General features: G+C 70.9%; 12 protein-coding genes and 1 tRNA gene. 3 read left to right on the top strand and 10 right to left on the bottom strand.

The genetic code is table 11. The annotated features are described in order from the left end of the window. Nucleotides 1-128 precede the first annotated feature (128 nt). From GC203_RS00405 to GC203_RS00390, 4 genes are read right to left on the bottom strand one after another with little or no spacing between them, the layout of a single operon-like run. A complete protein-coding gene (locus tag GC203_RS00405; RefSeq protein WP_293450185.1) occupies nt 129-923 on the bottom strand; it encodes an ABC transporter permease in 795 nt (264 codons plus the stop codon). Continuing rightward, nucleotides 920-1,804 carry an ABC transporter permease subunit gene (locus GC203_RS00400; protein WP_293450183.1) on the bottom strand — a complete coding sequence of 295 codons (885 nt, stop codon included), beginning with the start codon at nt 1,802-1,804 and terminating at the stop codon, nt 920-922. The genes GC203_RS00405 and GC203_RS00400 overlap by 4 nt, the downstream gene beginning before the upstream one ends. Then, nucleotides 1,801-2,943 carry an ABC transporter ATP-binding protein gene (locus tag GC203_RS00395; protein ID WP_293450181.1) on the bottom strand — a complete coding sequence of 381 codons (1,143 nt, stop codon included), beginning with the start codon at nt 2,941-2,943 and terminating at the stop codon, nt 1,801-1,803. Before GC203_RS00395 ends, GC203_RS00400 begins: the two co-directional genes overlap by 4 nt. Next, nucleotides 2,940-4,049 carry a polyamine ABC transporter substrate-binding protein gene (locus GC203_RS00390; protein ID WP_293450179.1) on the bottom strand — a complete coding sequence of 370 codons (1,110 nt, stop codon included), beginning with the start codon at nt 4,047-4,049 and terminating at the stop codon, nt 2,940-2,942. Before GC203_RS00390 ends, GC203_RS00395 begins: the two co-directional genes overlap by 4 nt. A gap of 68 nt (nt 4,050-4,117) precedes the next feature. Between GC203_RS00390 and GC203_RS00385 the strand changes: the two genes are divergently transcribed. Continuing rightward, nucleotides 4,118-4,474, top strand: a complete 357-nt coding sequence (locus tag GC203_RS00385) for a DMT family protein (protein ID WP_293450177.1) — start codon at nt 4,118-4,120, stop codon at nt 4,472-4,474. A 41-nt stretch (nt 4,475-4,515) separates the two neighbouring features. Here the strand turns inward: GC203_RS00385 and GC203_RS00380 are convergent, their stop codons facing one another. Continuing rightward, a complete protein-coding gene (locus tag GC203_RS00380) occupies nt 4,516-5,001 on the bottom strand; it encodes a hypothetical protein (protein ID WP_293450175.1) in 486 nt (161 codons plus the stop codon). 195 nt (nt 5,002-5,196) lie between these two features. Here GC203_RS00380 and metG point away from each other — a divergent pair, with 195 nt between their 5' ends. Beyond that, a complete protein-coding gene (gene metG, locus GC203_RS00375; protein ID WP_293450173.1) occupies nt 5,197-7,023 on the top strand; it encodes a methionine--tRNA ligase in 1,827 nt (608 codons plus the stop codon). Here the strand turns inward: metG and GC203_RS00370 are convergent. The 5 genes from GC203_RS00370 to rlmB form a co-directional block, all read right to left on the bottom strand. Continuing rightward, complete coding sequence (locus GC203_RS00370; RefSeq protein ID WP_293450171.1) at nt 7,020-7,715, bottom strand: YjbE family putative metal transport protein; 696 nt, start codon at nt 7,713-7,715, stop codon at nt 7,020-7,022. The two genes, metG and GC203_RS00370, sit on opposite strands and share 4 nt — an antisense overlap. 40 nt (nt 7,716-7,755) lie before the next feature. Further along, a complete protein-coding gene (locus tag GC203_RS00365) occupies nt 7,756-8,496 on the bottom strand; it encodes a TerC family protein (RefSeq protein WP_293450169.1) in 741 nt (246 codons plus the stop codon). A 252-nt stretch (nt 8,497-8,748) separates the two neighbouring features. Continuing rightward, complete coding sequence (locus GC203_RS00360) at nt 8,749-9,663, bottom strand: helix-turn-helix domain-containing protein (RefSeq protein WP_293450167.1); 915 nt, start codon at nt 9,661-9,663, stop codon at nt 8,749-8,751. A 77-nt stretch (nt 9,664-9,740) separates the two neighbouring features. Further along, on the bottom strand, nt 9,741-10,703 hold the full coding sequence (locus GC203_RS00355) for a PEPxxWA-CTERM sorting domain-containing protein (RefSeq protein WP_293450165.1): 963 nt from the start codon (nt 10,701-10,703) through the stop codon (nt 9,741-9,743). Between the two features lie 111 nt (nt 10,704-10,814). After that, on the bottom strand, nt 10,815-11,624 hold the full coding sequence (rlmB, locus tag GC203_RS00350; RefSeq protein ID WP_293450163.1) for a 23S rRNA (guanosine(2251)-2'-O)-methyltransferase RlmB: 810 nt from the start codon (nt 11,622-11,624) through the stop codon (nt 10,815-10,817). A gap of 136 nt (nt 11,625-11,760) precedes the next feature. Between rlmB and GC203_RS00345 the strand changes: the two genes are divergently transcribed. After that, nucleotides 11,761-11,847: transfer RNA gene (locus GC203_RS00345), tRNA-Tyr, on the top strand. The last annotated feature ends 5 nt before the right edge of the window (nt 11,848-11,852 follow it).

Genomic DNA, 11,852 nt, shown 5'->3' with positions numbered 1-11,852 from the left:
ACGGCGTCTTCCGGCGGTCGGGCTTGCGGGGGCGGGCCCGGCTCCAGACGTCTACCGACGTTGGCTGCGGACGGTCCGGGATGGCGGCGCGATGGGTCACATTGCCGCCGGCCGGATCGTCCGTGGCGCTACTCCGCGGGAACCCGCGCGCGGCGCTGCTGGATCAGATAGGCCGCGATCACGCCCGTGGCGACCAGCCCGATCAACAGGGTCGAGACGGCGTTGATCTTGGGGTCCACGCCCAGCCGCACCTGGCTGTAGAGCCGCATCGGCAGCGTCGTGGCGCCCGGACCGGACGTGAAGCTCGCGATCACCAGGTCGTCCAGCGACAGTGTGAAGGCCAGCATCCACGCCGCCGCCACGGCGGGCGCGATCACCGGCAGGGTGACGAGCGCGAAGGCCTTCCACGGCGGGCAACCCAGATCCTGGGCGGCTTCCTCCAGGCTGCGGTCGAAGCTGGCCAGCCGCGCCTGGATGGCCACGGTCGTATAGGCCAGCGTCAGGGTCGCGTGGCTGGCCGTCACGGTCCAGAAGCCCCGCGGCAGGCCCGCCGCCACGAACAGCAGCAGCAGGGACAGGCCCAGGATCACTTCCGGCATCACCAGGGTGGCGTAGACGCCGCCCGCCAGCGCCGTGCGCCGCGGCCCGGTCCCGCCGCGCACCAGCGCCACGGCGGCCAGCAGGCCCACGAGCGTGGCCGCCGTCGCCGACAGGATCCCGACCCGCAGCGTCACCCAGACGGCGTCCAGCATCTGGCGGTCGTGGAGGAGCGCGACGTACCAGCGCGTCGAGAAGCCGCCCCACACGGTGACCAGCCGGCTCGCGTTGAACGAATAGGCCACCAGGATGACGATCGGCGCGTAGAGGAACGCCAGCCCCAGGACGATCGAGGCCAGGTTGAACGCCGACGGCCCGCGCCTCACGCCAGCACCTTCCGCTGCTGGCGCTCGAACAGCAGGATCGGGATCACCAGGGTCGCGAGCAGCACGATGGCCACCGCCGAGGCCGCCGGCCAGTCGCGGTTGGCGAAGAACTCGGTCCAGATCACCCGGCCCAGCATCAGGGTCTCCGAACCGCCCAGCAGGTCGGGGATCACGAACTCGCCGGCCATGGGGATGAAGCAGAGCAGGGCGCCGGCCGCCGCCCCGGACAGCGAGAGCGGGAAGGTGACGCGCCAGAACGCCGACAGCGGGGTCGCGCCCAGGTCCTGCGCCGCCTCGATCAGGCTCTCGTCCTGGCGGTCCAGCACCGCGTAGAGCGGCAGCACCATGAACGGCAGATAGGCGTAGACCAGCCCCAGCAGCACGGCGGTCTCGGTATTGAGGATATCCACCGCCGGCAGGCCCAGCGCGCCCAGCGCCGCGTTCAGCACCCCGGCCGGCTTCAGGATCGCGATCCAGGCGTAGATGCGGATCAGGAAGCTGGTCCAGAACGGCAGGATCACCGCCATCACCAGCGCCTGGCGCGCCTTGGGCGGACAGCGGCTGATCCCGTAGGCGATCGGATAGCCGATCAGCAGCAGCAGGCCCGTGGCGACCCCGGCCAGCCTCAGGCTGGAGAGATAGGCGTCGAGGTAAAGGCGGTCGCGGCCCAGCCGGGCGTAGGTCTCCAGGTCGAGGCCCTGAAGGAAGGTCCGCACGCCCTCCAGCCCCCGGCTCCAGTCGATGCGCGGTGCGTACGGCGGGATCGCCAGGGCGGTGTCGGACAGCGACAGCTTGGCGACCAGCATGAAGGGGAAGGCGAAGAAGACCGCCAGCCACAGCAGGGGGACGACGGCGGCGAGGCCTGTGCGGCTGCGCCTCACGTGGTCAGCACCACGGCGCTGGAAGGCGCGAAGGTCAGCCAGACCGGGTCGCCGACGCCCAGGGGACGATCCACGAGGCGGGTGGCGTTGGCGCGCGCGGCGCGCAGCGTGCGCCCCGGCGAGGCTTCGACCACATAGGTCGTCCAGTCGCCCAGGTAGCCGTAGTCCACGATCCTACCGGCGATGACGTTCCCGTCTCCGCCGACGGGCGGCTCGGTATGGACGGCGATCTTCTCCGGCCGCACGGCCAGCCAGGCCTTGTCGCCCACGGCGGCTTCGCCCTCGGCGTCGAACGCGCCGTCGTCGCTCGCCAGCCGCACCCGGCCGCCGCCCGCCGCCGTCACCCGGCCCTCGAACAGGTTCACGTCGCCGATGAAGCCGGCCACGTAGCGATCGGCCGGCGCCTCGTAGACCTCGGTTGGGCGGCCCACCTGAACGATCTCGCCGGCGCGCATCACCGCGATCCGGTCGGCGACCACCATGGCCTCGTCCTGGTCGTGGGTGACGATCATGAAGGTCAGGTTCAGCCGCTGCTGGATGGCCATCAGCTCGAACTGGGTCTCCTCGCGCAGCTTGCGGTCCAGCGCCGCCATCGGCTCGTCGAGCAGGAGGATGCGCGGCCTGGGCGCGAGCGCCCGGGCCAGGGCCACGCGCTGCCGCTGGCCGCCCGAGAGCTGGTCCGGCCGGCGCCGGCCCAGGCCCTCCAGCTTGACCAGCGAGAGCATCTCCTCGACCCGCGGCCCGATCTCGGCCCTGGGCACGCCCTGGCGCTTCAGCCCGAACGCGATGTTCTGGGCCACGGTGAGATGCGGGAACAGCGCATAGGCCTGGAACATCATGTGGACGGGCCGCCGGTGCGGCGGGTCGGCGCCGATGTCGCGGTCGCCCAGCAGCACGCGTCCGGCGTCCGGCGTCTCGAACCCGGCCAGCAGGCGCATCAGGGTGGTCTTGCCGCAGCCGGAAGGGCCGAGCAGGGCGAAGAACTCGCCCTCGTAGATCGAGAGGTCCACGCCCCGCACCGCGGCGGTGTCGCCGAACGACTTGCCGACGCCTTCGAAGCGCACGAGCGGCCGCACCGCGGGATCCTCCCACGGCGCGAAGGCCTCGCGGACGGCGCCGAGCTGCGGACGCCCGCTCAATGCCCGGTCAGAACCTTGGTCCACCGCCGGTTCACCTCGCGCAGCAGGTCCTGGTCCTTGGTGGTGGTCACGAACAGGCGCTTGGAGAGTTCCGGCGTCGGATAGGCGTTGGGGTTGTCGCGGATCTCCTCGTCCACCAGCGGCGTCGCCGCGGCGTTGGCGTTGGCGTACTCGGTGTAGTTCGACGCCTGGGCGATCACCTCGGGGCGCAGCATGAAGGCCAGGAACTTGTGGGCCGCCGCCGGGTTCGGCGCGTCCTTCGGGATCGTGAAGACGTCAAACCAGACCTGGCTGCCTTCCTTGGGGATGACATAGGCGATGTCGACGCCGTTCTTGGCCTCCTCGGCGCGGGCCTTGGCCTGCAGCACGTCGCCCGAATAGCCGATGGCGACGCAGATATCGCCGTTGGCCAGCGCGTCGATGTATTCCGACGAGTGGAACTTCCTCACATAGGGCCGGGCCTTCAGCAGGAAGTCCGTGGCCTCGTCGTAGTCGGCCAGGTTGGTCGAGTTCGGGTCCTTGCCCAGGTCGTTCAGCGTGATCGCGAACATGTCCTCCGAGGCGTCGAGGAAGTAAACGCCGCAGTCCTTCAGCTTGGCCAGGTTCTTGGGGTCGAAGACGATCGCCCAGCTATCCACCTTCACGCCGGGCAGCCGCTTGGCCACGGCGTTCACATTGTAGCCGATGCCCACGGTGCCCTGCATGTAGGGCACGCTGTATTTCTCGCCCGGATCGAATGGCTGCATGTGCGCCAGCACGTCGGGCGCCAGCTTGTCGAGGCCGGGAAGCTGGGTCTTGTCCAGCGGTTGGATCGCGCCGGCCGTGATGTAGCGGGGGATGTTGTGGTTCGAGGGGACGACGATGTCGTAGCCCGTGCCGCCCTGCAGCACCTTGGTCTCCAGCACCTCGTTCGAATCGAAGGTGTCGTAGGTGACCTTGATCCCGGTCTCCTTGGTGAACTGGGTCAGCAGGGCCGGGTCGATGTAGTCCGACCAGTTGTAGATTCGCAGTTCGCCCGGATCCGTGGCCTTGCCGCCGCCGCCGGGGCTGCATGCCGCCAGCGCCAGAGCCGCCATCATCCCCAGGCCGGGAAGCCATGCCTTCATGCCCGATCCCCCATCTTCGCGGCGCACGTTATAGGTCGCATCTCCTCCCCGTTAAGCGCGAAATCACGATGCCCACCGCCTGGACCGCGATCGCTCCCGTCCTGATGCTGATCGCCTCGAACGTGTTCATGACGTTCGCGTGGTACGGCCACCTCAAGATCGAGCACCGGCCGCTCTGGATCATCGTCCTGGCGAGCTGGAGCATCGCCTTCTTCGAGTACTGGCTGGCCGTCCCGGCGAACCGCATCGGCCGGCTGGTCTACGACCCGGCCGAGCTCAAGGCGATGCAGGAGGTGATCACCCTCTCGGTCTTCGCGGTCTTCTCGGTGACCTATCTGGGGGAGCGGCTGACGCTGAACCACGCGGTCGGCTTCGGGTTCATCGCGCTCGGCGCGTGGTTCGTCTTCAAGGGGCCGCTGGGCTGAGCCGACGCCAGGCCGCCCGGAGGCGGCCCGGCGCCCCTCGGCTACTTCTGGTCCGGAGCCGCGCCAGCGGCGGCCGGAAGCATGGCGACGACGTTGTTGGTCTTGGAGATGAACTTGATCCCCTTGACCCGGCCGTCCGTGTACTTGTCCCACGCGCCGGAGACCTCGACCGGCGTCGGCGTCGCCGCGCCCGGCGTGGCCGGCGCATCGGCCACCACATCCACCTCGTAGATCCCGTCGGGCGGGCTGGCGGCGTAGACGTAGGGCAGGAACGCGGCGTTCTTGTAGCCTTCGCCGGCCACCGTGGCCGACGCCTTCAGCATCACGCCGCCGTCCTTGTCGGGCGCGACGCTGGCCGACTGGATCGACTCCACCTTGCCCTGGCCCTGATACATCTGCATCGGACGGCCGTACGACTTCTCGGGCGCGGCGGCGGCCTCGTCCTTGGCGGCGGGCTTGTCCCCGCACGCGGCCAGCGCCAGGCAGCCCGCAAGCGCGGCCGCAATGGGAATGGCGTGTTTCAGCATTTCGATCCTCCCGTTCCGGGCGACGTTCTTCTGCTAGCGACTCACGGGCCGCCGCCCTCTCCCCGTGGGGCGAGTTTGACCCCCTCACCACGCATTGCGAGCTTTTCCTGAAAACACGCGCTTTGGCGAACGCCGCGGGCGGCCTATAAGCCGCGCTTCTCTCCGCCCGGCGCCAGACGTTTTCCGCAACATCCCATGTCCCGCATCCTCATCACCTCGGCCCTGCCGTACGCCGCCGGCGCGAAGCACTTGGGGAACCTCGCGGGCTCCATGCTGCCGGCCGACGTCTACGCGCGGTTCCAGCGCTCGCGGGGGCGCGAGACGCTCTACATCTGCGCCGCCGACGAACACGGCACGCCGGCCGAGCTGGCGGCCGCCGAGGCCGGGCTGCCCGTGGCCGACTTCTGCGCCCAGGCGCACGAGAAGCTGTACGCCACCGGACGCGCCTTCGGCATGTCGTGGGATCACTTCGGCCGCTCGTCCTCGCCCCAGAACCACCGCCTGACCCAGCGCTTCGCCCAGCAGCTCTGGGAAGCCGGCTTCATCGAGGAGCGGGTCACCCAGCAAGTCTATTCGCTGGCGGACAAGCGCTTCCTGCCTGACCGCTACGTGATCGGCACGTGCCCCCACTGCGGCTACGAGGCCGCCCGCGGCGACCAGTGCGAGAACTGCACGCGGGTGCTCGACCCGGCCGACCTGCTGCATCCGCGCTCGGCGCTCTCCGGCTCGACCGAGATCGAGATCCGCGACTCCAAGCATCTCTTCCTGCGCCAGAGCGCGTTCGCCGAGCGCCTTCGCACCTGGATCGAGGACAAGCGCGGGGCCTGGCCGCACCTCGTCACCTCGATCGCGCTCAAGTGGCTGGACGAGGGCCTGCAGGACCGCGGCATCACCCGCGACCTCGAGTGGGGCGTGCCCGTCAACGCCATGGACTGGGGCCCCAATCCCGACGGCAAGCTCCCCGATATCGCGGGGCTGGCGGGCAAGGTCTTCTACGTCTGGTTCGACGCGCCCATCGAGTACATCGGCGCCACCTGGGAATGGGCCGACGCCCGCGCGGCCGAGGCGGGGACCGGCCCCGCGCCCGAGGCGGACTGGGAACGCTGGTGGCGCATGCCCGCCGCCGCCGACGTGACCTATGTGGAGTTCATGGGGAAGGACAACGTGCCCTTCCACACCGTGGGCTTCCCCTGCACGCTGATGGGCGTCAACGAGCGCCGCGACGCCGAGGGGCGCTGGTCGGTCGCCAGCAACACGCCGTGGAAGCTGGTCGACAACCTCAAGGGCTTCAACTGGCTCGACTACTACGGCGGGAAGTTCTCCACCTCGAAGAAGCGCGGCGTCTTCATGGACCAGGCGCTGGAGCTGCTGCCCGCCGACTACTGGCGATGGTGGATCGTGGCGAACACCCCGGAAAGCTCGGACGCCACCTTCACCTGGGAGCAGTTCCGCGACCAGGTGAACGCCGACCTGGCCGACGTGCTGGGCAATTTCGTCAACCGCATCTGCAAGTTCGCCGAGAGCCGGTTCGAGGGCGTCGTGCCCGAGGGCGGCGAGCCGGGCGAGCGCGAGGTCCAGCTCGAGGCCGACGTGCTGATGAAGCTGCGCGAGCTGACCGGCTGCCTGGAGGACCGCGAGTTCCGCAAGTCGACCACGGCGCTGCGCCAGCTCTGGGTGCTGGGCAACCAGTACCTCACCGAGGCCGCGCCCTGGACGGCGATCAAGACGGATCGCGACCGCGCCGCCGTGGTCGTGCGCTACGGCCTGAACCTGGCGGCCCTGTTCGCCAAGGTCTCCGAGCCCTTCATCCCCTTCGCCGCCGAGAAGATCGCCGTGGCCCTGGGCGAGCCGTTCCCGGGCCGCTGGCCGTCGCTGGAGCAGGGCAGGGGGCCGTTGTCGGCGCTGCCGCCGGGCCGGCCGATCGCCGCGCCCGAGGTGCTGTTCCGCAAGGTCGAAGAGGTCCAGGCGGCCGAATGGCGCGAGCGCTTCGGCGGATCCGAGGCGGCGGCCGAGCCGGCCTAGCCGCCGCCGGCCAGTTCCCGGGGCGTCAGGTCCAGCGCGGCGGGCATCACGGCGTTGTAGGCGGGGCCCCGGCCCAAATCGACCACCAGCTCGCGGTGGCCTTCCCAGATCATGTGCAGCGCCACATAGGCGACGATGGCGAGGCCGAGGTAGCCCAGCCAGCGGTGGCGGTCGAGCAGGCGGGCGATGGCGTGGGCGGCCGCGCCCATGAGGGCGATCGAGATCAGCAGGCCGGCGACCAGGACGCCGGGGTGCTCGCGGGCCGCGCCGGCCACCGCCAGCACATTGTCCAGCGACATCGAGATGTCGGCGATGGCGATGGTGGCGAGCGCCCGGCCGAAGCTCTTGGGCGCGCGTGGCGGCGGCGCGGCCCCGTCGCCCGCCAGCGCCGGCTCCTGGGCATGCTCGCGCAGGTCGCGCCACATCTTCCAGCAGACCCAGAGCAGCAGCACCCCGCCGGCCAGCAGCAGGCCCAGCACGTCCAGCAGCTGGGTGGTGATCAGCGCGAAGCCGATGCGGGCGATCACGGCCACGGCCATGCCGAGCAGGATCGCCTTGCGGCGCTGCTCGGGCGGCAGTCCGGCGGCGGCCAGGCCCACGGCCACGGCGTTGTCGCCGGCCAGCACCAGGTCGATCAGCAGGACTTGGACGAGCGCCGAGGCGGCGCCGGCGGCGATCAGGCCTTCCAACATCGCGCTCAAATGGCGTGCTGCGCGCGCGCGCGCAACAGGTTCAGCGACGGGCGTTGTGCTCCGCCTGCTCGGCCGGGGTGATCTCCAGCGCGGCGGGCGCCAGGCGGTTGTAGTCGTCGACCCGGCCCAGATCGATCGCCGCCTCGCGCGCGCCGTCCCAGATCATGTTCATCGCCACCCACAGCACGATGGCGAGGCCGAGGTATCCCAGCCAGCGGAACCGGTGCAGCAGGCGGGCGATCCAGCTGGCCGCCACGCCCATCAGGGTGATCGACAGCAGCAGGCCGGCGATCAGCACGCTGGGGTGCTGGCGCGCCGCGCCGGCCACCGCCAGCACGTTGTCCAGCGACATGGTGAGGTCGGCCACCAGGATCTGCAGCATGGCCTGGCCCATGGTCTTGGCCTTGGCCTTCTGGCGGGGCGAGGCGCCGATCTCGACGCCGGTGGCCTCCTCGAGCGCCGCCTCGCCGACGGCGGCCTCCTCGCGGCCCTGTTCGCGCAGCTCGCGCCACATCTTCCAGCAGACCCAGAGCAGCAGCAGGCCGCCGGCGAACAGCAGGCCGACGACCTTGAGCAGCTGGGTGGTGAGCAGCGCGAAGCAGATCAGCATCACCATCGCGCAGGCCAGGCCCAGCATGATGGCGCGGCGTCGCTGCTGCGGCGGCAGGCCCGCGGCGGAAAGGCCCACCGCCACGGCGTTGTCGCCCGCCAGCGCGAGGTCGATCAGCACGACCTGGAAGAACGCTGAGACCGCGCCGGTCGGGAGGAAGGGGAACGCCATCGGCCCTCAATGGGGCAGGCGGCGCGGGCCTGCAACTGTCCGCTGGACCGCAGGCGCAGGCGAGGGCTGAGGGGGATTGTCCAGGCCCGCCTTTCGGGGTGGAGCAGGCGACCCTGGATCGTCGCGGCGACGGATGGTCAGGTCGCGCCGCCGCGACTCCCCCTCAGCCGGGGCGAAGGATGTCACGCCCGGCGGCCCTGGCCAGTCGCGTCGGCCTGCGTCGCGTTGCGTCGGGTTGCGGGCCGGGCGGCTTCAGCAGGCGCGGGGCGGCGACGCCGGCGCATCCGGGGTGGTGATGTTGGGGCCGCGCGACCAGGAGGTGGCGAACGGCATCGTCAGCAGCGCGTGGCCGCCCTGCGCGAGAGCCGACGGCCCGAAGTCGCGGAGGAGATGCGTCTCGACGTCCTCCGGGATCGAGCCCTTGGGCGCGAGCCCGCTCGCGGCGCCGCGCGCCATGAAGGCGGCTTCGTCGGCCTCCGGGTCGTCGGTCAGGTCGGCCACGCGGTCGAGCAGCAGCGCGCCCGCCACCGGAGAACCGCCGCCGACCCGCTGGATGGTCAAGGAGATGCCGTCCAGGCGCTCGGCCCTATGCCGCAGCACGGCGTTGTAGATCGAGAAGATGAAGACGCCGCTCCGCGCGTCGGCCGCGAACGAGAAGAGCTGGGTCTGGGTCATCAGCGTCCAGCCAACGAACTGCATGTCCTCCACCTGCAGCCGGACCGAGAGGAGGCCGTTGTCGGCCCGGCGGATCAACACGTGGTCGTGCATGAACCGTCCCGGCTGGCCGATCGCCGGCCGGGTCGTGCGCCAGACGCCTTCGTAGTCCGCTCCGCGCAGGGCGGTGAGCGCCCGGGCCTCCTGCAGCACGCCCTCGGGCAGCAGGCTGGCCAGCGGGCCCAGGGCCTCGGGCGCCGGCTCGGCCGCGACCCCCAGCCGGGCGGCCAGGGTGTCGAGGTCCGTCTCCCAGTCCAGCAGCGTGAAACCGGGCCGCTGGGCGGCCACCAGCCGGGTCAGGTTGGCCAGGTTCTCGCCCGAGGGCGCCTGGCGCCCGTTCAGCCAGCGGCTGACCACCGACTTGTGCACCGCCAGTTCGGATGCGAGCCGACCGCGGCTCAAGGACAGCGCCTTGAGCGCCAGCAGCAGCCGCGCCGGAAACTCGCCTTCCACCACCCCGACTCCCGTGTCGACGCATTCGTCGCAGGTTCGTCGGCGGATGTCAGCGGCCGGCGCGCCGGCCGGGGGCCTCAAGCCTGGAAGGCGGGCGCCTTGCGGCGCGCGCGGAACGCCGATCCGGCCAGCCCGAAGCCCAGGATCATCAGCGCCCAGGCCGAAGGCTCGGGCACGCCGCCCTGTGTGGCGTCGGAGTAGAACGCCAGATAGCCGTTGATGCGCCGGCCCGTGTCGATGCTGTCCAGCTCGACGCCCGCCGTGTCGTACCGGCCGATGCTGTGGTCGAAGGCGGCGTAGATGCTGCCGTCGCCGAAGGCCAGGCTGTTCACTTCGCCGTTCAGGTTGGCGAGGATGTCGTACGAGGTGAGGTCCTGCGGGTCGAACGCCAGGAGACCGTTGGCCCCGAAGAAGTTCGCCGCCGCGAAGAGCTGCCCGTTCCCGTAGGCCAGCGAGTCGATGGAGTAGGCGTAGCTCTGCGACGCCAGCAGGTTGCCGCCCAGGTCGTACTCGGCGATCGTTCCGTCCCAGGCCACGAACAGGCTGTCGTCGCCGAAGACCATCCCGGTGGCCTTGCCGCCGATGTCGATCTCGATGGGGCCGACGCCGAAGTCGGGGTCCAGCCAGCCGACGTGGAATCCGCTTCCGCTCCAGACGCCTTCGTAGGACCAGAATACGGACCCGCCGCCGGCGGCCACGATGCCCGCCTCAATGGGGGGGCCGAAGTTGAGGGTGTCGAGATAGTTTTCGCCCAGGTCATAGCGCGAGACGCTGGCGCCCAGGTCGGTCTCCCTGGTCACGAACAGCGCGCCGCCATTGAGCGAGGCGTCGCAGCAGGCCCCGAAGGCGAGCCCTCGTATATCGCCTGGCGCGGTGTGGGCCGCGTATTCGCCAAGCGTCGTCGGATTGTAGCCGATCAGGCCCTGCTCGCCCGTCTCGTAGGAATAGCTGCTGTAGAGGACGCTAGCGTCTGCCGCCGTCGCGCAAAGCGCCAGCGCGCCTGCCGCCGCGGCCAGCGCGGTCTTGATCTCACGTGCCATCGTGGCCCCCGATTGAACTGGGGCCGGGTTATCCTCGCGGGGAGGTTGCGCCGGTAGGTCCGTCGGCCTGCGAGGCGTTGCGTTTGGTTGCGCGCTCCGGCGCCGCCCCGGCTACGTGCGCGGGCGCGCGGCCTCGTAGAGCGCGATGGCGGCGGCGGCCGAGACGTTCAGGCTCTCGAAGCCGCCGGGCATCGGGATCTTCGCCAGCTCGTCGCAGTGCTCGGCCACCAGCCGGCGCAGGCCTTCGCCCTCCGAGCCCATGACCAGAACGGTCGGGGCGCCGTCCAGCACCTGCTCCAGCGATCGCTCGGCCTCGCCCGCCAGGCCCACGGCCCGCCAGCCGGCGTCGGACAGTTCGTCCAGGGCCCGCGACAGGTTCACCACAGGGGCCACCGGCAATTTCTCCACCGCCCCGGCCGCGGCCTTGGCGAGCGCGCCGGCCAGCTTGGGCGCATGGCGGTCCTGCAGCACCACGCCCACGGCGCCGAACGCGGCGGCCGAGCGCAGGATGGCGCCCACGTTCTGGGGATCGGTCACCTGGTCCAGCATCAGCAGCACGGCGCCCGGCCGGGCCTCGAAGTCGCCGAGCTCCACCTCGTCCAGCGGCGCGGGCCGCATCGCCACGCCCTGGTGGACCGCGCCCTGCGGCAGGCTGAGGCCGATGTGGTGCGCGTCGGCGATCTCGACGGCCTTCTGGCGGCCGAACCGCGACTCGATCTGGCGGGCGCGCTCGGCGGTGGCCAGCAGCCGGACGGGCGGCCCGCGGCGCGGATTGTCCAGCGCCGCCTCGACGGCGTGCCAGCCCCAGATCCAGTCGTCGGCGACCCCGGCGGGGCGGCGTTCGCCGCGCCCTTTGCCCGAGGGCGCGGGGCGGAATTTACGGCCCTTCCGGGCGTCGTTGCGTTCGGGATGCGAGGCCACTATAAGACGCGCTCCGATTTGGGGCCCCCTCGGGCGGCCGCCGCTTTTGGACCGCGAGACCGGCCGCTTCAAGCCCCATCGCGTCCGTGGCGGAGGCCATCTTCAGGACGGCTCCCGATCAGGCTCCGAGCGCGCTGGGGGAATGTCCCGAGTGGCAAAGGGGGCGGACTGTAAATCCGCTGCTGTAATGGCTTCGTAGGTTCGAGTCCTACTTCCCCCACCACGCGC

It is taken from the genome of Phenylobacterium sp., assembly GCF_016124325.1.
Classification (GTDB): Bacteria; Pseudomonadota; Alphaproteobacteria; order Caulobacterales; family Caulobacteraceae; genus Phenylobacterium.
The sequence above is the reverse complement of the archived record's forward strand: the minus strand, read 5'-3'. Positions and strand labels throughout refer to the sequence as shown.

What these genes read in the sequence shown, in the direction of transcription:
- GC203_RS00390 (WP_293450179.1), bottom strand. Translation starts at nt 4,049, where the DNA reads ATGAAGGCATGGCTTCCCGGCCTGGGGATGATGGCGGCTCTGGCGCTG.
- GC203_RS00385 (WP_293450177.1), top strand. Translation starts at nt 4,118, where the DNA reads ATGCCCACCGCCTGGACCGCGATCGCTCCCGTCCTGATGCTGATCGCC.
- GC203_RS00380 (WP_293450175.1), bottom strand. Translation starts at nt 5,001, where the DNA reads ATGCTGAAACACGCCATTCCCATTGCGGCCGCGCTTGCGGGCTGCCTG.
- metG (WP_293450173.1), top strand. Translation starts at nt 5,197, where the DNA reads ATGTCCCGCATCCTCATCACCTCGGCCCTGCCGTACGCCGCCGGCGCG.
- GC203_RS00370 (WP_293450171.1), bottom strand. Translation starts at nt 7,715, where the DNA reads ATGTTGGAAGGCCTGATCGCCGCCGGCGCCGCCTCGGCGCTCGTCCAA.
- GC203_RS00365 (WP_293450169.1), bottom strand. Translation starts at nt 8,496, where the DNA reads ATGGCGTTCCCCTTCCTCCCGACCGGCGCGGTCTCAGCGTTCTTCCAG.
- GC203_RS00355 (WP_293450165.1), bottom strand. Translation starts at nt 10,703, where the DNA reads ATGGCACGTGAGATCAAGACCGCGCTGGCCGCGGCGGCAGGCGCGCTG.